General features: G+C 65.4%; 19 protein-coding genes. 4 read left to right on the top strand and 15 right to left on the bottom strand.

Translation table 11 applies throughout. The features are described from left to right. The 7 genes from EI171_RS17280 to EI171_RS17250 all read right to left on the bottom strand — a co-directional run bounded on the left by EI171_RS17280 (nucleotide 1) and on the right by EI171_RS17250 (nucleotide 6,083). Nucleotides 1-915: a general secretion pathway protein GspK gene (locus tag EI171_RS17280; protein ID WP_161534193.1), complete on the bottom strand. Its 915-nt coding sequence runs from the start codon at nucleotides 913-915 to the stop codon at nucleotides 1-3. Continuing rightward, entirely contained in the window at nucleotides 912-1,646 is a 735-nt protein-coding gene (locus EI171_RS17275) for a general secretion pathway protein GspJ (RefSeq protein ID WP_161534191.1), read from the bottom strand. The genes EI171_RS17280 and EI171_RS17275 overlap by 4 nt, the downstream gene beginning before the upstream one ends. Beyond that, entirely contained in the window at nucleotides 1,643-2,038 is a 396-nt protein-coding gene (locus EI171_RS17270; protein ID WP_161534189.1) for a prepilin-type N-terminal cleavage/methylation domain-containing protein, read from the bottom strand. Before EI171_RS17270 ends, EI171_RS17275 begins: the two co-directional genes overlap by 4 nt. Beyond that, nucleotides 2,016-2,510, bottom strand: a complete 495-nt coding sequence (locus EI171_RS17265) for a prepilin-type N-terminal cleavage/methylation domain-containing protein (protein WP_161534187.1) — start codon at nucleotides 2,508-2,510, stop codon at nucleotides 2,016-2,018. The genes EI171_RS17270 and EI171_RS17265 overlap by 23 nt, the downstream gene beginning before the upstream one ends. After that, on the bottom strand, nucleotides 2,473-2,934 hold the full coding sequence (gspG, locus tag EI171_RS17260) for a type II secretion system major pseudopilin GspG (protein WP_371740516.1): 462 nt from the start codon (nucleotides 2,932-2,934) through the stop codon (nucleotides 2,473-2,475). The genes EI171_RS17265 and gspG overlap by 38 nt, the downstream gene beginning before the upstream one ends. 15 nt (nucleotides 2,935-2,949) lie before the next feature. Further along, entirely contained in the window at nucleotides 2,950-4,161 is a 1,212-nt protein-coding gene (locus EI171_RS17255) for a type II secretion system F family protein (RefSeq protein ID WP_161534183.1), read from the bottom strand. Nucleotides 4,162-4,379: 218 nt separating this feature from the next. Then, nucleotides 4,380-6,083: a GspE/PulE family protein gene (locus EI171_RS17250; RefSeq protein ID WP_371740515.1), complete on the bottom strand. Its 1,704-nt coding sequence runs from the start codon at nucleotides 6,081-6,083 to the stop codon at nucleotides 4,380-4,382. A gap of 137 nt (nucleotides 6,084-6,220) precedes the next feature. Between EI171_RS17250 and gspD the strand changes: the two genes are divergently transcribed. Then, on the top strand, nucleotides 6,221-8,602 hold the full coding sequence (gene gspD, locus EI171_RS17245; protein WP_161534173.1) for a type II secretion system secretin GspD: 2,382 nt from the start codon (nucleotides 6,221-6,223) through the stop codon (nucleotides 8,600-8,602). A 4-nt stretch (nucleotides 8,603-8,606) separates the two neighbouring features. Beyond that, on the top strand, nucleotides 8,607-9,203 hold the full coding sequence (locus tag EI171_RS17240; RefSeq protein WP_161534163.1) for an A24 family peptidase: 597 nt from the start codon (nucleotides 8,607-8,609) through the stop codon (nucleotides 9,201-9,203). A 248-nt stretch (nucleotides 9,204-9,451) separates the two neighbouring features. Here the strand turns inward: EI171_RS17240 and EI171_RS17235 are convergent, their stop codons facing one another. The 4 genes from EI171_RS17235 to EI171_RS17220 all read right to left on the bottom strand — a co-directional run bounded on the left by EI171_RS17235 (nucleotide 9,452) and on the right by EI171_RS17220 (nucleotide 14,977). Next, the gene (locus EI171_RS17235) at nucleotides 9,452-9,910 is read right to left on the bottom strand and encodes a tetratricopeptide repeat protein (RefSeq protein ID WP_246740566.1); all 459 of its coding nucleotides are present in this window, start codon (nucleotides 9,908-9,910) and stop codon (nucleotides 9,452-9,454) included. A 235-nt stretch (nucleotides 9,911-10,145) separates the two neighbouring features. Beyond that, nucleotides 10,146-11,084 carry a right-handed parallel beta-helix repeat-containing protein gene (locus tag EI171_RS17230; protein ID WP_236842102.1) on the bottom strand — a complete coding sequence of 313 codons (939 nt, stop codon included), beginning with the start codon at nucleotides 11,082-11,084 and terminating at the stop codon, nucleotides 10,146-10,148. Then, on the bottom strand, nucleotides 11,071-11,919 hold the full coding sequence (locus EI171_RS17225; protein WP_011088767.1) for a right-handed parallel beta-helix repeat-containing protein: 849 nt from the start codon (nucleotides 11,917-11,919) through the stop codon (nucleotides 11,071-11,073). The genes EI171_RS17230 and EI171_RS17225 overlap by 14 nt, the downstream gene beginning before the upstream one ends. 472 nt (nucleotides 11,920-12,391) lie before the next feature. Next, a complete protein-coding gene (locus EI171_RS17220) occupies nucleotides 12,392-14,977 on the bottom strand; it encodes a M10 family metallopeptidase C-terminal domain-containing protein (protein WP_161534157.1) in 2,586 nt (861 codons plus the stop codon). A gap of 202 nt (nucleotides 14,978-15,179) precedes the next feature. Between EI171_RS17220 and EI171_RS17215 the strand changes: the two genes are divergently transcribed. Both EI171_RS17215 and EI171_RS17210 read left to right on the top strand, forming a co-directional pair. Continuing rightward, nucleotides 15,180-15,482, top strand: a complete 303-nt coding sequence (locus EI171_RS17215) for a hypothetical protein (protein ID WP_011088769.1) — start codon at nucleotides 15,180-15,182, stop codon at nucleotides 15,480-15,482. Nucleotides 15,483-15,642: 160 nt separating this feature from the next. Then, on the top strand, nucleotides 15,643-16,836 hold the full coding sequence (locus tag EI171_RS17210; protein WP_161534146.1) for a CaiB/BaiF CoA-transferase family protein: 1,194 nt from the start codon (nucleotides 15,643-15,645) through the stop codon (nucleotides 16,834-16,836). Nucleotides 16,837-16,858: 22 nt separating this feature from the next. Here EI171_RS17210 and EI171_RS17205 read toward each other — a convergent pair whose 3' ends face one another. The 4 genes from EI171_RS17205 to EI171_RS17190 form a co-directional block, all read right to left on the bottom strand. Continuing rightward, a complete protein-coding gene (locus EI171_RS17205) occupies nucleotides 16,859-17,140 on the bottom strand; it encodes a hypothetical protein (protein ID WP_011088771.1) in 282 nt (93 codons plus the stop codon). A gap of 81 nt (nucleotides 17,141-17,221) precedes the next feature. Further along, the gene (locus EI171_RS17200; protein WP_161534142.1) at nucleotides 17,222-18,073 is read right to left on the bottom strand and encodes a leishmanolysin-related zinc metalloendopeptidase; all 852 of its coding nucleotides are present in this window, start codon (nucleotides 18,071-18,073) and stop codon (nucleotides 17,222-17,224) included. 200 nt (nucleotides 18,074-18,273) lie between these two features. Beyond that, nucleotides 18,274-19,791, bottom strand: coding sequence for a tripartite tricarboxylate transporter permease (locus tag EI171_RS17195; protein ID WP_161534140.1), 1,518 nt, complete (start codon nucleotides 19,789-19,791; stop codon nucleotides 18,274-18,276). A gap of 12 nt (nucleotides 19,792-19,803) precedes the next feature. After that, complete coding sequence (locus EI171_RS17190; RefSeq protein ID WP_028173161.1) at nucleotides 19,804-20,346, bottom strand: tripartite tricarboxylate transporter TctB family protein; 543 nt, start codon at nucleotides 20,344-20,346, stop codon at nucleotides 19,804-19,806. Between the last annotated feature and the right edge of the window lie 121 nt (nucleotides 20,347-20,467).

Raw genomic sequence — 20,467 nt, 5'->3', positions numbered from 1 at the left:
TCACAGAGGCTTTCCGGCCGAGCCGTCGAATGCGTTGTGCCATGACAATACACGATAGGGCTCATCGCCGCTTTCGAGAAGCAGGATGACGATCTCGGCCGAGCTCCGGCGATGCGACGGCGCCTCGACGGCGACCGTCAGCCGGTACGCCTTCGAGCCCTCGGTCGTAGCATTGGTGCTGCCGGCGAGCCCGATCAGGGATCGCGGGTCGATATTGGGGTCGGTGCGGTCGCGCAGGACCTGTTGCAGCGTCTCCGGCGTCATGCCGGGCAGCGCCGCCACCACCTGCGGCGCGGCATCCAGCACGTTCACGGTCTTCATGTTGCTGAAGACGGTGACGAAGGGCATCACGCGTTCGACGACGGCGGACGGAATGCCGCGCACGAGCCAGAGCTCGTCGCTGTGCGGAAACGGTGCGTGCCGCGGCAGATAGGACGCACCGAGCGTGCGGTAATAGGCATCCTCCGGGTTGTCCTGTCCGGGCTCGGTCGACGAGCGCCAGGCGAGGATCCGGTCGGCATAGACAGGCGCATCCATCGCGGAGACGCCGAGCGTCGTCATCAGGCCCGCGAGGATCGGCTTCGGCGCCATGTTGAGATCGATGCGTGCCGCCTCCGAGCGGAACGTCACGCTCACCCGGCCGGCTCCGACGCGCGCGTTGAAGGTGCCGCTGGTCGGACGCGCCGCCTCGTCCTGCCCCGTCAGCCGGTAGGCCGCCAGTTCAAGCCCGGCGTTGACCAGCGCATCGGCCTGCATCCGATCGGCGTTGACGGCGACCGTGACCGCGGTGTTGGTGACATAGGTCAGGTAGATCAGCGCGAGCGCGGCCAGCGCCGCCAGCATCCAGAGCACCACGACGACAATGAAGCCGCGGCCATCACCAAGCCTCGCATGATCGTGCCTCGCGCCGCTCACAGCTGCTGCCCCTCCTTCTCCGTCTGTTGCGGCCGGGTGCGTGCCGTCACGCAGGTCGTCGGATTCTTGGCCCGCGCGCATTCGGCCGGCGCCGTGATGTGGGGGATCACCGCGCCCGAGACCGCCAGCACCTGCCCGCTGGCGCCGTCACGCACGGTGATGCGGATGCGATCCGGCAGTTGCGGCTGGCCGCGCCAGGTCGGCTGCCACTGGCCGTCCGGCCCGGCATAGGCGAAGCTGACGCGGAACGGCGCGCGGATCAGCACGACCTGGTCGACAAAGCGGATCTGCCCGTCGGTTGGCATCGGCTGGAACGGCGCACGCTCGCGCACCAGCGCGAGCCCCTGCGCGTCGGCCTTCTCGATCAGGCGGATGAATTCGAGGCCCGGACGGGCGCTCGGGCCGAGCGCCGTGCGCAGGAAGGTTACCGACAATTCGGCGCCGTCGAACAGCGGCACCCTGGCATCGCCGTTGACGGCGATCTGCTCGGCCACCGACAGGTCGGAGACGATGCGGTCGAGCCCGGTCGCCAGGCGCTCGGCCCGTTGCACCCGGGCGATGCCGCGATTCCAGTTCGGCAGCCATTGCGCCGTCACCGTCGCCAGCGCCGCCAGGATGACCGTCATCAGCAGCGTCGCCAGCAGCACTTCGAGCAGGGTGAAGCCTGCCTCATCGGCCAGCGCGCGGCGCAGGCGCTTCATGGCCAGGCCCTTGATCGAAAAGCCCCTCACTGCGAAGCCCTCGGCACCAGTTTCACCGTCGTGACCTGGATCGCGCTGCCGTCGGCGCGCTGGAGGCGCAGATTGACGGCCATCGGCACGAAGCGATCGGTGGCGGGGTTGCCGCCCGGCACGTTCATCGGCGCGACGTCGACGCGCCAGCGGCTGCCGGCAAGCTCGCCGCTCTGCCGGCCGGGCTTCAGCAAGGACCGCGCCGGCAAGTCCGCAAGCAAGGTCTCGGCGGTGCCGGCGAGGGCCAGATGCTGGTCGATCGCGCGCGTGCCTTTCGCCGTCGTGGCGATGACCGAGCCGATCGTCCCGAGCACGACCGCGATGATCGCGAGCGCGATCAGCGCCTCGATCAGCGTGAAGCCGTCGGCGTCAGAGCAGCTTCTGCGGGACAATCTCGACGCCTCCGGTCAGCCAGTTGACGCGCACCTCATAGCCCATGCCGGGCCGCGCCAGCGCGATCGTCCCCCCGCACGACATGCCCGACGGAAAGAAGTCGATCGACCGCCCCGTCGCGCGATCGGCACAGCGCGAGGCCAGCGTCGCCTGCACGACCACGTCGCCCGGCAGGCGGATGGTCCGCCCGGTGACGCCGGAGCGGATCGCCCGTGCTTCCGCGTCCACCTGTGTCGCCACCATCACCTGTCGGCGCAACGCCGCGTTGCGGTCGGCCTTCAGCAGTGCCGCGGTCTCGACCGCATAACTTTCCAGCCTGGCGCGCGTCGTCGTGCGCGGGACAGCCGGCAGGATGATCGACGCGAGCAGGCCGATGATCGCGAGCACGCACAGGATCTCGATCAGCGCGAAGCCGCGCGCATCGCGGATGTCCTCAGCGCGCGCCGCTGACAATGTCGGCTGCCGTTCCACTGCCGCCTTCCTGACCGTCCGATCCGAGCGATATGATGTCATAGGGCGCGCTCGCGCCCGGCGAGCGATAGACGTAGACGTGGCCCCAGGGATCGTTGGGCACCACGCCGCCGCGCAGATAAGGCCCGTTCCAGCCGGCCTGGTTGCTGTTGCGGGTCAGCGCGGCGAGGCCCTCGTTCGAGGTCGGATAACGCCCGAGATCGAGATAATAGAGATCGAGCGCGCTGGAAAAGCTCTCGATCTGGATCTTCGCCGCCTTCGCCTTGGACTCGCTGAGATAGTTTAGCACCCGCGGGCCGACCAGCGCCATGATCATCCCGATGATGGTGATGACGACCAGCATCTCGACGAGCGTGAAGCCTGCCTCCCCTCGGCCATGGCGCCGGCCGCGCCTTGCGGATGGATGTTTGGTCACTTCAAGCATCTCCCATTCCCTGCCCTAACCAACAATCTGGCTCACCGACATCAGCGCCGTCATCACCGAGGTGATCAGGCCGCCGACGACCAGCGAGATCGCGATGATCGCCGCCGGTCCCGCAATGCCGACGGCGCGGTCCAGCGTGCGCTGCAATTTGGCTTCGTAGAATTCGGCGACGCGTCCGGACAGCATCGGCAATTGCCCGGTCTCGTCGCCGAGCCGGAGCATGCGCACCGCCATCGCCGGCAGCGCTTCCGTCTCAGCCAGCGCGTCGGAGAGCTTCGAGCCATGGCGGACACGATCGGCCGCGTCGCTCCAGACCGCGGACGGCCCCGTCGTCGCCATCATGTCGATCAGGATGCGCAGCGTGGTGGTGAGATTGACGCCGCTGCCGAGCAGCAGGCCGAGATTGCGGCAGAACAGCGCGGTGCGGTACGCGCTCATGATGTTGCGGATCGCCGGCAGCCGCGTGATCGCATTGGCGATGGCGCGGCGGATGCGCTTCTGCCGCAGCAGAAGCCATGTCGCGGCGATGGCGGCCGCAAGGCCGGCCAGCACCGCGTCGGAATTGCCGCGCAGGAAAGTCGAGATGTTGAGGAAGACGCCGACGATCGGATCGACCTTGGCACCGAAATCCTGCAACACGCTGGCGAACTGCGGCAGCACGAAAGTCAGGAAGAACAGCAGCACGCAGCCCGCCGCGCCGAGCACGAACAGCGGATAGCGGATCGCATCCGACAGCCTCCGCCGCAACGCCTCGCTGCGCGTGCGCTCGCCGGCCAGCACCTCCAGCACCTGATCCAGCGATCCCGAGGCCTCGCCGACCCGCACCAGCGCGATGTACATCGGCGGAAACAGTCCCTCGTGCCGCGCCAGCGCTTCGGCAAAGCTCTCGCCCGAGACGACGCGCGAGCGGATGTCGGCCACGACGGGGCGCAGCCGGCCGAGATCGGGATCGGCCGCGAGCAGCTCCAACCCGTCATTGATGCGGGCACCGGCGCGGAGCAGCAGCGCGAGATCGCGCGTGAGGATGGTGACGTCTTCCGGCTTCGGCCTGTTGAACAGGCTGACCATGCTGCCGCTCGCGCCGCCCTCCTCCGGCGTGACGTTGTCGACCAGCACGAGGCCGAGCCGCTCGATCCGCTGTGCGACGTCGCCCGGCGCAGGCGCGGCGATGGCGCCGGAGACCAGTTCGCCGTTGGCGTTGAGGGCGCGGTAGCGATAGTTGGGCATGGGTTCTAAAGCCGAATGAGCTTGGGTCGAATGGATTGGCCGCAAGGTCGGTGCACCTCTCCCGCTTGCGGGAGAGGTCGGCGCGAAGCGCCGGGTGAGGGTTCTCTCCTCTGGGAAAGCCTTCGTTGTTGAGACCCCCTCTCCCCAACCCTCCCCCGCAAGCGGGGGAGGGAGCACACCTCCCTCGCCGCGGCATTTGAACCTGATCGCATCATGTTCTAGCGCAACGTCGTGACGCGGAAGACCTCGGGCACGGTGGTGAGCCCGGCCCGGCATTTGGCAACCGCATCCTCCAGCATCGTCGTCATGCCGCCGCGCATCGCGGCGGCGTCGATCGAGTGGGAATCGGTCTGCGGCCCGACCAGCGCGCGCACCTCGTCGGACATTTCGAGGATCTCGAACACGCCGTTGCGGCCGCGGAAACCCGTGCCGCCGCAGCGCTCGCAGCCGCCGGCCTCGTGCACGACCTCGCCGGCCTTGAAGCCGATCACCGCAAAGCGCGGGTCCTTGGCGAGATCGGCCTCGCTCAAGCTGTGCGGCACCTTGCAGCGGTCGCAGAGCATGCGCACCAGCCGCTGCGCCACCACCGCGCGCAGCGTGGACTTGAGCAGGAAGCCCTCGATGCCGAGATCGATCAGGCGCGGCACGGCGGCCGCCGCCGTCTCGGTGTGCAGCGTCGTCAGCACGAGATGGCCGGTGAGCGCGGCATGGATCGCGATATGCGCGGTCTCGGCGTCGCGGACCTCGCCGACCATGATCACGTCGGGGTCCTGGCGCACGAAAGCGCGCATGGCCGAGGCGAAGGTCAGCCCGATCGACGGCTTGACCTGGGACTGGTTGATGCCGGGAATCTCGTATTCGACGGGATCCTCGATGGTGAGGATCTTCCGCGTCGGCTCGTTCAGGATCGACAGCATGGTCGCAAGCGTCGTGGTCTTGCCGCTGCCGGTCGGTCCGGTGACGACGATCATGCCGTGCGGCATCGCCAGCAGGCGCGTCATCGCGCTCTCGTCGCGCGCGCCGAGCCCGAGCTTGCTCATCTCCAGCAGGCCGCGGTCGCGCGGCAACAGGCGGATGACGGCGCTCTCGCCGTGCTGCGTCGGCATGGTCGCGACGCGGACGTCGAGCTCGCTGCGCCCGACGCGCACGCGTGCCGCGCCGTCCTGCGGAAGCCGCCGCTCGGCGATGTTGAGGCTGGCGAGAATCTTGATGCGCGAGATCAGCGCCTGCGGCGGGATGCCGTGCGGCGACGGCAGCGCGCGCAACAGGCCGTCGACGCGCATGCGCACGACGAGGCCGCTACGGAACGGCTCGACGTGAATGTCGCTGGCGCGCAAGTCCACCGCGCGCTCCAACAGATCGTTGAGCGCGCGCACCACCGGCGCACCGCTGGCGAGATCGCGCAGGCTCTCGATGTCGTCGTCGGACTGCTGCGCGACGCTCCTGCCGGTTCGATCGGCATGTGCGTCATCGGCATCGGCCCGTTGATCGAGGACCGTCGTAATGTCCTCATATGACGCCACGACGACATCGACCGGCGCTCCGAACACGATTTCGGCGGCGCGAATGGCCGCGGTGTCGGAGGGATCGGCGACAGCCAGCTGAAAGACGTCAGTCGCCGTACCGCCATTCGTCGCGCTGAAAGGAAAGATGGTGGATTCACGCAGGAAACGGCGCGAAAAGCCGTCGAGACGCGGCGTGCCCGCGAGCAGTTGCGGCAGGGTCAGCCGCGGCAGGGCAAAATAGTCGGAGACTTCATCTGCGAATTCGGCCGCGGAGAGATCGGTGGCCTCCCACAATTCGCGCAAGGGGCGCGTCAGCGCGGGATTAGCTGACTTGTCCACATGGGCGTGCGCCCGCAGCGGCAATGAGTATTTTTCCAGGAGGTGCTGCCGGAAGCTATCTGCGGAACGGTCGCGCATCGCATTCACAGCGTTGACCTTGTTACCTGAATGCAACAACTTCGGCGGTTAAGGAAGGCCCTTTGCCCTTGACTTATTTCTTAGCAAAAACATAATCGTGGCGCAAACTATTGCGCGTCCGAACCGAGGGGGATCGGATGCAATTTTCAATCACTTCCAGCGTTGGCAGGCGTATTTTGTTTGAGGTGGTCCAGCCGCTCTTGCGCCTCCGCTCAGCGTTGCCCGGAACGCTCATCCTACTATCGGCCTCCTTCCTGCTCGGCGCCTGCATCGTCACCGCCGACCAGTCGATCGAGGCCGATCCAAAGGATCCGCGCGCGCAGGACATCGCCGACAAGATCCGCTCCCTCGATCTCCAGCCGCGGCAACCTGCGGATGCGGGCGCGGGCGGCCTTGCCCAGGCGAAATCGTCCAAACCTGCGATCTATCTCAGCGATGGTGCAACGCCGCAGGGCGGCGCGCTTGCCGAGCGCGACGATGGTGGCGGCAGCGGCTATGACCTCAATTTCGAGAACGCCCCGGTCGCGACCGTCGCAAAGGTCATCCTAGGTGACGTACTCAACGTCGGCTACACGATCGACCCGCGCGTGCAGGGAACGGTGACGCTGGCCTCGGTGCGGCCCGTGCCCAAGGCGGACGCGCTCTACGTGCTGGAGAACGCGCTACGCATGTCCGGTGTCGCGCTAGTCCGCGACCGCACCGGCTACCGCCTGCTGCCGGCGCCGGAAGCCGGTCCCGGCGGGATCGACCGTTCGTTGAACGCCGCGGCCGGCCAGGGCATCACGGTGGTGCCGCTGCGCTATGTCTCGGCCCAGAACATCTTCAAGCTGCTCGACGCGTTCGGTGTGAAGGCCTCGACCATGCGTCCCGACAGCGCCCGCAACACGCTGATCGTCAGCGGCAGCGGCAGCGACCGTGCGACCGCGGTCGACACCATTCTCTCCTTCGACGCGGACTGGATGCGCGGTCAGTCCGTCGGCATCTTCCCGGTCCGCAACTCCTCGCCCGAGCCCGTCATCAGCGAGATCGAGAAGATCATGGATTCCGGCGACGGCGGCATCAGCCAGAACGTGATCAAGTTCCAGCCGATCTCGCGGCTCAATTCGATCCTCGTGGTGAGCCAGAAGCCGGAATACCTCAAGCGCGCGCAGACGTGGATCGCGCGGCTCGATCGCTCCGACACCGAAGGGGTGAACCTGAAGTCCTATCCGCTGCGCTACGGCAATTCCAAGCTGATCGTGGCGCTGCTGAACGAGATGCTGCTGAGCCAGAGCGGGACAAGCAGCTCGTCGCTCGACAACGCCTCGAGCCAGATCTCGCCCGGCGCGGGGATCTCGACGTCGTCGTCGGGCAATCCGGTGGCGGCGCTGAGCGCGCTGCCGACCGCCGGCGCGGGCGCCGCAACGCCGGTCACCGCACCTGCGGGATCATCGCTCAGCGCCCGCCCCGCGCCGTCGATGTCCGCAACTCCGGGGCAGGACAACACCCCCGGCGGAAACTCGGGCGGCGGGGCGAAGGCGGGCCTCAACGGCATCCTCCAGAACGTGCGGATCACCGCCGACGTCACCAACAACGCCGTGCTCGTCTACGCCAACCAGGAGTCACAGCGCATCGTCGAGCAGACCATCCGGCAGATCGACCGGCCGCAGCGTCAGATCGCGATCGAGGCGACGATCGCCGAGGTGACGCTGAACGACCAGTTGAACTATGGCGTGCAGTTCTTCCTGGCGAGCCAGAAAGGCTCGATCTCCAACACCATTTCGGGCGTCAGCAACAGCGCCACGATCGGCAGCAACACCGAGCCGGCGAGCAACGCGGTCAATGCCGCCGCCGGCGCCCTGCTCGGCCGCGCGCTGCCCGGCTTCAACTTCCTGATCGGCGCCGAGAACTCGCCGCGCGTCGTGCTCGATGCGCTGCACGGCATCACCAACGTCAAGGTGCTGTCGAACCCGTCGCTGGTGGTGCTCGACAACCAGGCCGCGACCTTGCAGGTCGGCGACCAGGTGCCGTTCTCGACGGGCACCGCGACGGTGCTGACCGCCAACAACACCGTGGTCAACACCATCGACTACAAGAACACCGGCATCATCCTGCGGGTGCTGCCGCGCGCCAACGCCAATGGCAACGTCGTACTCGACATCGAGCAGGAGATCTCGAGCGTGGCCGCAGGCAGTGCCAACTCGTTGACGCCGACGATCTCGCAGCGCCGGGTCAAGAGCTCGATCGCGGTGACGAGCGGGCAGACCGTGCTGCTCGCCGGCCTGATCAGCGAGACCGAGAACAGGCAGCGCCAGGGCCTGCCGATCCTGGATTCCATTCCCGGCATGGGCGACGCCTTCTCGCACCAGACCACCGCGCGCGCGCGCACCGAGCTGATCCTGTTCATCCGTCCGACCGTGATCAAGGACGGCGTCGATGCGCATGTCATCGCCGAGGAGATGCGCACCAAGATGAACGGCCGCCTGGTCGGCACCAGCAATCCCGTGGTCACCGTGAGCCCGCCCAAGGCGGCGCGCTGACGGCGTGACGGATCAAGCGGCGAATGACGGGACGGGCGCTCCGCTCGCGCTCGGCATCGCCCTGCTGCTGGGCGTGTTCGCAAGCCTCGTCACCGCGCCGGGCGCCGAAGGCCTGTACGGCGCGTTCCTGGCCGCCCTGATGCTCGCGATCGCGACGCACGATGCCCGCCACTATCTCATTCCGAACGAGCTGACGGGGACAGCTTTCGCGCTCGCCCTGCTCCGCGCCGCCGCCTTCGTGCCGGATATCGGCCTCGAGGCGCTGATCGGGCCGCTGGCCCGCGCGGCGGCCGTGGCGCTGCCGCTGCTGCTGCTGATGGTGCTCTACCGGCGTTGGCGCGGGCGCGACGGGCTCGGGCTCGGCGACGTCAAGCTTGCCGCGGTCTGCGGCGCCTGGCTCGATCTTGCGACCGTGGCCGCGGTGATCGAGCTCGCGGCGCTGCTCGCGATCGGCGCCTACGCCGCCAATGCTGCGCTCCAAGGAAGACCGCTGCGCGCGACCGCCTTCCTGCCATTCGGACTGTTCCTGGCACCGGCGATCTGGATCGGCTGGCTTGGCGAGACCTGGTATGCGAACTGGCTCGGCGGCTGGCCGGGCTAAGGCGCGACGAACGGGATCATCGTCATTCCCGAGGGGCCGCTTACACAAAAAACGCGAAAACAACCCCATGCACAGTAGGCGGGGACAGCTTTATCAACGACTTGCCGACCGGCGCGCAGGTCTGCGGATTTTTCGAAGCGATTTGACACGTCGGGCAAGACACCGGCACGATGTCATGATGGCGATAGGTGCTCACAGCGCCCCCACCTCCTGCACACCTCACTGTCCCAGGCGAGCCGGTGCGGCGGTCAGTGCTCGCGGCTCGGCGCCCATTCCAGCGCCCGCAGGCGGGCCTGGGCGATCTCTCCGCGCGTCATCTTGGTGGTGACGGCGTCGCGGATCCGGACCCGCGCCTCGCGCGCCCGCGGCGGCGCCGCGGCCGTCGACAGGTTGAGCCATTTGGAGGCCTCGACGATGTCCTGCGGCACGCCCTGGCCGCGGTCATAGAGCAGGCCCAGCGAATATTGGGCGCGGCTGTCGCCCTGCTCCGCCGCGCGGCGGTACCACATTGCGGCTTCCGTGTAGTTCTGCGGCAGGCCGCGGCCGGTTTCGAACAGGAGGCCGAGATAGGTCTGCGCCGCCGCGTTGCCGCGCTCGGCGAGCGGAATGAAGATGCGGGAGGCCGCCACATAGTCCTGGCGTTGGTAGGCGGAGACGCCCTGGCGGAGGGATTGGGCCTGGGCCGGCGCAGCGAGCGCGAGGGTCATGAGCATCACGAAGATGGCGGCGCCCCCCCATCCCGTCCGTCGCGAAAAACCGCATACCGCTTGCCGCGGCACCTGCCGGCAAAACCCCTGATCGTGGTTGTCGAGGGTCTCCATCCCGCCCGCTCTCCCTGCTGCGCAGCCAGACTAGTCTGCGGACGTGGCGAAATCCATAGTGGGAGCCGGGCGCAAAAAAGCTCCGGGCGCTTGGCGCCCGGAGCTGATCAATTGCATGAGGCTAGTGATATCCGCCTGCTGTCGCCGGAGTCGTGTCCGGGGCGTTGCCGTTGATCTGGTTGTCCAGATACGACAGCACGCTGCCGGTGGTCGCCGATCCCAGATTGTTGACGATCATCGACCGGCCGATGCGCGCCGAGGCGGCACCGCCCAGGGCGAAGCCCGTGCTCAGGTTCTCCGAGATGTTGCTGTTGTTGACCTGCACGTTGGACGTTCCCTGCACGTTCAGGCCGACGAAATTCTTGTGGATCGCGGTGTTGTTGATGGTCACCCGCGTGCTGCCGCCGTTCGTGTTGATGTTGATTCCGGTGCCATCGGCCGCAGTGCCATTGTGCGAGATGACGCTGTCGCGGATCAGGAGCATGGAGTTGAAGTTGGACGGAGCGGTGGTGATTCCGTTGCCGGCTGCCGCATTGAAGTTCCTGATAAAGCAGTGCTCGATCACCACCGAAGCCGCCTGAAAGATGCGAATGCCGTTAAGACCGGTCCCAGCACCATCGATGTCGAGGCCGCGCAGCACGACGTGATCCGTCGCCGCCGCATTGACATTGATGCCGGTGGTTCCGGACGCCAGCACGCCACCGACCACACCCTCGCAATAGATCGATATCGCTTTGGTGATGGTCACGGTGCCGAAGCCCGCCGAGTCGAGGCAGTTGATCTCGCCGCCCGCCGCCGTCTTCGAGATCGCGCCGGCAAACGTCTTGCACGGCGCGGTGCGGCTGCACGGGTTGACGTCATCGCCGACGCCGGACACCCAGGTTCTGGTCGCCTGGGCATGAGCCGGCTGCGACACGGCGAACGGCAAGAGCAGCCCCGCCAAGAGAGTCCATAGAGCAATGCGACGCATTTTTTTGAATCTCCAAAATTGAACTGACGAATTTGAAGCTTTTGTCATGTCAGACGATTCTCGGGAAGTACAGGAGCTAGTGATACCCACCGGCCGTTGCCGGCGTCGTGTCCGGGGCATTGCCGTTGATCTGGTTGTCCAGATACGACAGCACGCTGCCCGTGGTCGCCGATCCGAGATTGTTGACGATCATCGACCGGCCGATCCGCGCCGAAGCGGCGCCACCCAGGGCGAAGCCCGTGCTCAGGTTCTCCGAGATGTTGCTGTTGTTGACCTGAACATTGGACGTTCCCAGCACGTTCAGACCGACGAAGTTCTTGTGGATGGCCGTATTGGTGATGGTCGCCCGCGCGCTGCCGCCATTCGTGGTGATCTGGACGCCGGCGCCATCGGCTGCGGTGCCGTTATGCGAGATCACGCTATCGCGGATCATGAGCATCGAGTTGAAGTTGGTCGGGGCCGCAGAGACGCCGATTCCACCCGCAGAATTGAAATTCCGGATGAAGCAGTGCTCGATGACCACGGAAGCCGCCTGGAGGATGGTGACGCCCTTGATGCCGGTACCCGCACCATCGATGTCGAGACCCCGCAGCACGACGTGATCGGTCGCGGCCGCGTTGACGATGATGCCGTTGACGCCGGCCGCCAGCACGCCACCCACGACGCCCTCGCAGTAGATCGTGATCGCCTTGGTGATGGTCACGGTGCCGAAGCCGCCCGAGTCGAGACAGTTGATCTCGCCGCCCGCGGCCGTCTTCGAGATCGCACCGGGGAAGGTCTTGCAAGGCGCAGTGCGACTGCACGGGTTGGCATCATCGCCTACGCCGGACACCCAGGTTCTGGTGGCCTGGGCGTGAGCCGGTTGCGATGCGATCACTGGTAGAAACAATCCTGCAACCAGGGCCAAGAGTGCAATTCGACGCATTTCTTCCTCCTGAGATTAAGCTGAGATTCCAGCTTGTTGCCATGCACAAGTCTTTGCCGCCGTAGTCGCGCGGCCCGACGACATCACTTTCCACATTTCGCTGAAACTTCCCCCGCCGCCTTCGGCGCTTCGCAAATAGGACCTTCGTGCTCAAATTATTGGGTACACAACGCTATCTGGAAAACGGACGCAGGGTTCTTGGCATCATTACCTCGCGCAACTGCTGCGCGATCATCTGCTGGCTTTCTAGTGGTCGCACTGGATCAGGCAAGGTTCAATTTGACGTACTTTTTTTATGCCCTGAACTGGCCCTCGACGTCCCCAACATAGTCCTCAGACGTCGTCGGCGACAATAGAGGCTAGTGGGCCGCACAAGCACCTTGCATGTCCGGCAATTGATGAGGTTACACGCAAGCTGTGACAGAAGTGATCGCGACGCGCTGCGTCGATTCGACGCCAGAGGCCCGCAGTGTCAGCCGAGCATGAAACCGGCACCGTGCGCGCTGTGAAGAAAGTCAAACAGGCTTTCGGTCACGAGGATGTCGTGGTGCCCCGCCAGTTGAGCCGATGTCGGCTGCTCTGACGTGGTCAGCGCATAGGCTGGCGGGGGCATTGGGTCCGGTGGCTCGGACGGGGTGGACAATGAGGCTCCGCCCGCGGGGAGACTGAACACGAAGTTATCGCCGGCGGCACCTAGCCCTGCGTTGGCCGATGGCGCCGCGCCCACGGCGCCGTCACCATTGAGATCCTGATGGAAGACCGGTTCGAGCGCTTTCAGGCGGGAGTCCGATCCAGGCACTTCGGGCGTAAGCGTCGACACGAAGTTGCCATTGCTGTCCGTGCTCCAGATTGAGAAATAGCCGGTGGATGAATTCTTCCAGGCGACGTCATAGCCGCCGCCCGAGACCTGCTCGGCGGCCACCGGCGACCACGCGCCATAGTTGCCTGCAATCACCGCCGCGCCGCCATTTTTCAATACGGGGCCCGTGCCGGTGGAAATGCTATTCAGGTAGTAGTTGCTATCGGTTTGAACCAAGCTGGTCGAACCTGCTTGTTCGATCGTGGTGCTGCTCGAAGCGCTCGACGAGCCGATCTTGCCGTCGCCATTGAGATCCTGGTGGAAATCCGTCTCCAGCGACACCAGAGCGGCATTGCTTCCCGACACTTCCGGCGTCAGCGTGGACGTGAAATTGCCGTTGCTGTCCGTGCTCCAGACCGAGAAATAGCCGGTCGATGAATTCTTCCAGGCGACGTCATAGCCGCCGCCCGAGACCTGCTCGGCGGCCACCGGCGACCAGGCGCCATAGTTGCCTGCAATCACCGCGGCTCCGCCGTTCTTCAGGATGGGACCAGTGCCGCCTGCGGTGGGATTGAGATAGTAGTTGCCTGCGCTCACGACCAGGCTGGTCGTCCCCTGGGCCTCGATGGTGACGGTCGAAGCACCGATACTGCCGTCGCCGTTCAGGTCCTGATGGAACGACGTCTCCAGCGCAATCAGGCGGGAGTCCGATCCAGGTACTTCCGGCGTCAGCGTCGACACGAAGTTGCCGTTGCTGTCGGTACTCCAGACCGAAAAATAGCCGGTGGATGCATTCTTCCAGGCAACGTCGTAGCCGCCACCCGACACCTGCTCGGCGGCAACAGGCGACCAGGCGCCGTAGTTACCGGCGATCACAGCCGCGCCGCCATTTTTCAGGGTGGGACCGGCGCCCCCCGCGGTCGGGTTGAGGTCGTAGTAGCTGCCGTCGAGGACGAGAGCGGTTACGCCGACGGATTCGAGGGTGAGCGGACCCGTAAGCGTCGCGCTCGCGACCGTCTGGTCGGCAAACTGGAAATACTCGACTCCCGTGATCGTATCGGTGCCGTCAAACAAGCTGCCACGCAGATCGGTCACAGTGAATGTCTGGGTCGCCGAATTGTATGAGACCGAATAGCTCGAACGGCTGCCCGAATACACCGCCGTGTCGGTGCCGGCGCCGCCGAGGATGGTGTCGTTGCCGCCACCGCCGGTAATCGTGTCGTTGCCGGAGCCGCCGTTCAGCGTGTTCGCGATGGCGTTGCCGACGATGGTGTCGTTGCCGGAGCCACCGATGGCGTTGTCGATGTAGGAGCGCGCATCGTTGTTGTAGAGATAGGCGTTGTAGACATTGCCCGACGCGTAGTGGCCGTTTCCGAGATAGGCCAGTTGAACCGACGAGAACACGGACGAGGCGCCTGGATTGAGGTTGATGCTCAGGTTCGTCGTGTAATTCGACAGATCGTAGGTATCGACGCCGCCACCATCCCAGATCGTCTCGAAGATGCGGTTGGCCGAGCCGCCGGCGCCGCCATTGTCGGCCGGCTGGCCGACGCCGTTGATGAATTCCTGGCCGGTGGCCGTGCTCCAGGTATAGACGGTGGTCCCGCTCTGGGTCGTGTAGTTCGCGCCATACATCGTCTGGAGCGCGAGGATATCGTTGGCCATATAGGTCTGCGGATATCCATAGGCTTCGTTGGTGTAGCCGGTCAGGGGCCCGCCGACATAGCTGCGATAGCTCATGACGGTGTATTCGCTGTCGTCATGCGCGCTCGGCACAGCGACGTTGGCGACGCCACCCGTTTCCTGGCTGTGCTTGAGGCCGAGGGCGTGGCCGAGCTCGTGCAGCGCGGTCGTGAAATAGTAATTGCCGAGCGCGGCGAGCGAGTAATTGTACTGAGTCCCGAACCAGACATCACCGCCGGAGGCGTAGTTGCCGGGGTAATAAGCGTAGGAGGTCGGATTGGCCGACGGCGACTGCGCGACCATGATGTCGGCGCCGTTCGTCCCTGCGTACTGGATACTGGCGTTGGTGTAGCCGAGGATCAGTCCGATCGCGTAGTTGATCGCCGCCTGCATCTGCGTGGGTGCCGAGGCAAAGCCCGACGTGGTCGGCTCACTGCTGCCGCCGGTGTACGGATTGGCGTAGTCGCTGGGCGAGTCCGGAAAGCTGTAGGTGATCGTGCCGGACCATTTGACGCCCGACAGCATGCCGTCGATATCTGCGTTGTTGGTCCTACTGACCGTGACGGCGGTGGCCAAGGGAATCTCCGAAGCAGCTAGCCCCGCGCGATTCGGGGCGCGGACAGATGATTCTAGCTTGAGAGTTAAACGTTTGGTTTAAATTGGGCGACCAAGCCCGGGACCTCGTCCATAAGGCCGTGTTAGCCATCATACCCCGTAATCATACGGGCTGGGACAAGAACTGAGGTTCCGGCTGCACGCGTGATCTGCAAGGGAAATCATGAAACTACGTGCCCTCTCGGCCGGTCTGTTCGGCGCCCTGGTGGCGCTCGCCGGGCCGGATCATCGCCCCTTCGGAGGACTGCCTGTCATGGCCGGGAAAGCCAATGCGGACGACAACGGCAAGGCGATACGCGCGCCCACGGTTCCGCCCGCCCGCGACCCCTCGGTGGCGGTCGCCGAGGAATACGAAGCCGCCCGTCGGACGGGAACGCGGGAGGCGTTCGAGCTGTTCATCGCACGCCACGGCGACGACCCGCTGGCCGCGCAGGCGCGCGCCGAGCTGAAGCGCCTGCCGCGCTGATCCCTTTCACGCAGCGCAGCAAGCTGCGTCAGGGCAGATCACGTCAGGCAGGCCCCGTCAGGCACTGCATTTCGACAGGCGGCATCCGCGTCGGCCCAGACTTGTCGCATGAGCTTTGGGCACTATGGTAGGCCCGCAATCTGTCCCGGAGCCCTTCAAGATGCCCTTTCCGCATGCCTCGGAAGCCCTGTCGCGCTTCACCGTGCTCGATCTGACCCGTGTCCGGTCCGGCCCCACCTGCGTGCGGCAGCTGGCGGACTGGGGCGCCAACGTGATCAAGATCGACGCGCTGACCGAGGATGCCGGCGGCGAGCAGCCGGGCGGACCGCGGCGGGGCTCCGACTTCCAGAATTTGCACCGCAACAAGCGGGCGATGACGCTGAACCTGAAGGACGAGCGCGGGCTCGCCGTGTTCAAGCGGCTCGCCGCCAAGGCCGACGTCGTGGTCGAGAATTTCCGTCCCGACGTGAAGAAGAAGCTCGGCATCGACTATGAGAGCCTCGCCGCGGTCAATCCGCGCATCGTCTATGGCAGCATCTCCGGCTTCGGCCAGGACGGCCCCTATCACAAGCGGCCGGGCTTCGACCAGATCGCGCAAGGCATGGGCGGGCTGATGTCGATCACCGGCGCGCCGGGTGAAGGCCCGATGCGGGTCGGCATTCCCGTCGCCGACCTCACCGCCGGCCTGTTCTGCGCCATGGGCATTCTGACCGCGCTGCTCGAGCGCGAGGTCTCGGGCAAGGGCCAATGGGTGCAGACCTCGCTGCTCCAGGCCCAGATCTTCATGCTCGACTTCCAGGCCGCGCGCTGGCTGATGGAGAAGGAGGTCGCCAAGCAGGCCGGCAACAACCACCCGACCAGCATCCCGACCGGCGTGTTCAAGACCTCGGACGGCTACATCAACATCGCCACCACCGGCGGACGGATCTGGGAGCGCTGCGCCCAGGCGATCGGCGCGCCGGAGCTCTACAGCCATCCGGACTATGCGACCGCGCCGGCGCGCTCGAAGAACCGCGACGCGCTCAACGCCGAGATCGAGAAGCGCACGGTGACGAAGTCGACCGAGACCTGGGTCCGGGAGTTCAACGACGCCGGCGTGCCCTGCGGGCCGATCTACGCCATCGACCAGATGTTCGAGGACGCGCAGGTCAGGCATCTCGGCATCGCGCAGGACGTGCCGAACGACGAGGACCGCCACATCCGCCTGGTCGGCCAGCCCGTGACACTGTCGCGCACGCCGAGCAGGATGGTGGCGCGGCCGCCGGAATTCGGCGAGCAGACCGACGAGGTGCTGAAGGAGTTCGGCCTCAGTGCGGACGAGATCGGGAAGCTCCGGGACGCCAAGGTGGTGTGAAAGAGCGGCTTGCGCAGGTCGTCTACATCTTGCGCAAACCGTCGAAGCGCGTGTCGACATAGTGGCCGGCGGCATCGACAACCCGACAAAGCTCTCCGCCGTCATGGTAGAGCAGAACGACCCTGGCTCCCGCCTCGAATTGCCCGGTCGGTGGTCCGCTCGGCGTTCCACGCGAGGCATAGAACGGCTGCGATCTCGCCACCTCGTGGGTGAACTGGTTGGGCGGCGGCGAGATCAGGCAGTCCGACGGGATCAATGACGAATCTGGAAGCACAATCGCTTCCGGCCGCTTCATGCCCTCCATGATCCGGTATCCCTGAATTTTGCGACGGGCCCTGCTCGGCAGAGCCTTGTTCGGCGGTGTCTTGTTCGGCGGTGTCTTGGCCTAAGAGCCAAGGCTCTCGTCGGGCAATGTGATCGGAATGCGCGGGAGCACGACGCCTCTTGGCTTTTCATCATGCGCGGCAGCAAGTCCCGCCTCGGCCATATGGAGATGATTGGGCAGGTGATACGGCTGGGCAACCTCCATGTTCACCTCATAGCCCAGATCCTGCAAGCTGGCGATCGTCAACCGGCTCATCGGGTTGCCGCCTTCATTGACGAAGCCGGTCATCAATTCTGCGCCGAAAACAGTATCGCGCCAATGCGAGTCCACCGTCCCTTCGCCACCTTTGTTTTCGACGGGAACGGGGAGCGGCGTCGCGGAGCCGCGGAGCTTGCCGTATTCGCGCATGGCATTGGCACCATGGAACGTCGGATTGTGCGTGCGGACGTCCTTCAACAATCTCTTGTTCGTCCAGATCGTTCCGATGCCTATCACATGCCCCATCTCGTGCGTGATGACGTCGTTCAGGGTGCCGTCGGCTTCCATGGCGGCGAGATCGGCAATGTCGAATTGCATGTCGCCTGTCGCCGGCAGGAACGCAGCGGCCCCTGCACTCTTCGGGCGCAGGCGGTCCGGCCCCGCCTGGCCGAGAACATTTCCGGGGCCGTCAATGTCAGTGCCCTGCGCCGTGATACGAAGATTGTTGATCCTTTCGCCGCCAATCGTGACGTCGGGCAAGTCGCCTACGATGGCGTGAGTCCACCGGTTTGCCGCAAGCTTGAAAGCGGCCTTTTGTTTAGCTGTCAGTCCGCCCAGGAAGTGAACTTCGATCGTGTAACCGCGGGCGACTGCGGCGGCGACCGCGTGCGAAATCTCGGCGCCCTTCTGGGCGCGATAACGTTCAATAGCCATGACATCCTCCAAAAAATCAGATCAAATAAATTTCTATCTACGCTTGCATTTTGATCCTGATTAACGCCGCTGACAAGCGACAGAAAGCGTCACGGAGCCTGACTGTTTCGCTCCGAACACACGAAAGCCCGGCGGCGTGTGGCAATCCGGACTACGGCGACATCACCCCTTATGTGATTGAATGCAGTAATTATTCGGGATTATCCCGATGTCGCCTTAGTCCTCTGCGTCAATCCGACGCGCGCGAGGAAACCGTCGAGGACAGGCCAGAACAGCAGCACAATCGCCAGGGTTGTGATGGAGCCGACAAGGCCGTTCGACCAGAACACCTTGAGGTCGCCACCGGCGCCGATCATCGACAGGCGGAAGGCATCCTCGGCGCGGTTGCCGAGCACCAGCGCCAGCGTGAAGGGCGCGAGCGGAATGCCGATCTTCTTGAAGACGTAGCCGACCACCCCGAAGCCGAGCATCAGCCAGATGTCGAACATCGCGTTCTGGATCGCATAGGCGCCGATCGCGCAGGACACCACGATCATCGGCGCCACCGCCGCGAACGGCACGCGCAGGATCGAGGCGAAGATCGGCACCGTCGTCAGCACCAGCACGAGGCCGACGACGTTGCCGAGATACATCGAGGCGATCAGCCCCCAGACGAAGTCCTTGTGCTCGACGAACAGCAACGGGCCCGGATTGAGGCCCCACACCATCAGGCCGCCGAGCAGGATCGCGGCGGTGCCGGAGCCGGGAATGCCGAGCGCCAGCATCGGCAGCAGCGCCGCGGTGCCGGAGGCGTGCGCCGCCGTTTCCGGCGCGAACACGCCCTCGATGCGGCCCTTGCCAAAGCTCTCGGGATCCTTGGAAAAGCGCTTGGCGAGATTGTAGCCCATGAAGGAGGCCGCGATCGCCCCGCCCGGGGTGATGCCGAGCCAGCAGCCGATGAAGGAGGAGCGCAGCAGCGTCACCCAGTATTTCGGCAGGTCCTTCCAGACGCCGAGCACGACGCGCAGCGAGATGCTTGCCGCGTGTCCCCGCAGTGCCAGCCGCTCCTCCATCGTCAGCAGGATCTCGCTGATGCCGAACAGGCCGATGACGGCGACGAGGAAGTTGATGCCGCGCAGGAGATCGGCCGAGCCGAAGGTCATGCGCAGATTGCCCGACACCGTGTCCATGCCGATGCCGGCGAGCAGCAGCCCGAGCGACATCGAGATGACCGTCTTGTGCTTGGCCTCGCGCCCGAGGCCGACGAAGGAGCAGAAGGTGAGCAGATAGACCGCGAAGAACTCGGGCGGGCCGAACTTCAACGCAAAGGACGAGATCATCGGCGCGAGGAAGGTGATCAGCAGCACTGCGACCAGCGAGCCGATGAAGGAGGACGTGAACGCCGCGGTCAGCGCCTCCGCCGCCCTGCCCTGCTGCGCCATCGGATAGCCGTCGAAGGTGGTCGCGACCGACCAGGCCTCGCCCGGGATGTTGAACAGGATCGAGGTGATCGCACCGCCGAACAGCGCGCCCCAATAGATGCAGGACAGCATCACGATGGCGGAGGTCGGGTCCATCGTGAAGGTCAGCGGCAACAGGATCGCAACGCCGTTGGGGCCGCCGAGGCCCGGCAGCACGCCGACGAAGATGCCGAGCACCAGCCCGACCATCATCAGCACGAGCGTCTTCCACGTCAGCAGGACGGCGAAGCCGTGAAGCAGGAGACCGAGAGCTTCCATCGCGGGTTCGTCCTAGTGGCCGAAGGCCGCTTCGAGCGGCCCCTTCGGCATGATGACGTCGAAGGCGATGTCGAACGTGACGAACATGATCGCCGTGAACAGGAAGGCGGTGAGCAGCGACTTCCACAGCGCGATCTTGCCGACGAGGCGCATGAAGGCCGCGATCAGCAGGAAGCTCGCGACATAGAGGCCGAGGAACTGCGTCACCAGACAGAACAGCAGCGTCGGCACGAACACCGCCATCACGCGGCGGGCCTGCGCGCGCGTGACGAAGCTTCCGGACGCCGCGCGGCGCGCGACGAGCGCCGCGATCAGGCCGTAGAGGCTGCCGCCGCCGAGGATGACGGAGAGATAGAACGGGAAATAGCCGGGCTCGGGCCCGGTTGCGTCCCAGGAAGCCCCGGTGCGCCAATTGTCGTAGCCGAGCGTGATCGCCAGCGCGAGCAGCAGGAGGCAGACAAGGATCTCGATCGTGCCGGAAGAGACGATGGAGGGCGAGTCCTCTTCAGGCGCGGTCGGATCGTCGACGACGATTTCGATATCGGTTTGGGACATCTTTGGGAAACGCTGTGGCCAATTCTCCCTCTCCCCGCTTGCGGGGAGAGGGTTGAGGTGAGGGGGAGTCTCGACGGGGACGGTGAGAGACGGACTCGCGGAGAGTCCTCCTCACCCGCTC

The sequence above is a fragment of the Bradyrhizobium sp. LCT2 genome (assembly GCF_009931255.1).
Taxonomy (GTDB): domain Bacteria; phylum Pseudomonadota; class Alphaproteobacteria; order Rhizobiales; family Xanthobacteraceae; genus Bradyrhizobium; species Bradyrhizobium diazoefficiens.
Note: the sequence above shows the minus strand (reverse complement) of the source record. Positions and strands in the feature narration are given on the sequence as shown.

Coding starts and splice junctions, on each gene's coding strand:
- EI171_RS17190 (WP_028173161.1), bottom strand. CDS start 20,346: ATGTCCCAAACCGATATCGAAATCGTCGTCGACGATCCGACCGCGCCT.
- EI171_RS17250 (WP_371740515.1), bottom strand. CDS start 6,083: ATGCGCGACCGTTCCGCAGATAGCTTCCGGCAGCACCTCCTGGAAAAA.
- EI171_RS17225 (WP_011088767.1), bottom strand. CDS start 11,919: ATGCGTCGAATTGCACTCTTGGCCCTGGTTGCAGGATTGTTTCTACCA.
- EI171_RS17235 (WP_246740566.1), bottom strand. CDS start 9,910: ATGACCCTCGCGCTCGCTGCGCCGGCCCAGGCCCAATCCCTCCGCCAG.
- gspG (WP_371740516.1), bottom strand. CDS start 2,934: ATGCTTGAAGTGACCAAACATCCATCCGCAAGGCGCGGCCGGCGCCAT.
- EI171_RS17200 (WP_161534142.1), bottom strand. CDS start 18,073: ATGGCTATTGAACGTTATCGCGCCCAGAAGGGCGCCGAGATTTCGCAC.
- EI171_RS17205 (WP_011088771.1), bottom strand. CDS start 17,140: ATGGAGGGCATGAAGCGGCCGGAAGCGATTGTGCTTCCAGATTCGTCA.
- EI171_RS17210 (WP_161534146.1), top strand. CDS start 15,643: ATGCCCTTTCCGCATGCCTCGGAAGCCCTGTCGCGCTTCACCGTGCTC.
- EI171_RS17215 (WP_011088769.1), top strand. CDS start 15,180: ATGAAACTACGTGCCCTCTCGGCCGGTCTGTTCGGCGCCCTGGTGGCG.
- EI171_RS17195 (WP_161534140.1), bottom strand. CDS start 19,791: ATGGAAGCTCTCGGTCTCCTGCTTCACGGCTTCGCCGTCCTGCTGACG.
- gspD (WP_161534173.1), top strand. CDS start 6,221: ATGCAATTTTCAATCACTTCCAGCGTTGGCAGGCGTATTTTGTTTGAG.
- EI171_RS17255 (WP_161534183.1), bottom strand. CDS start 4,161: ATGCCCAACTATCGCTACCGCGCCCTCAACGCCAACGGCGAACTGGTC.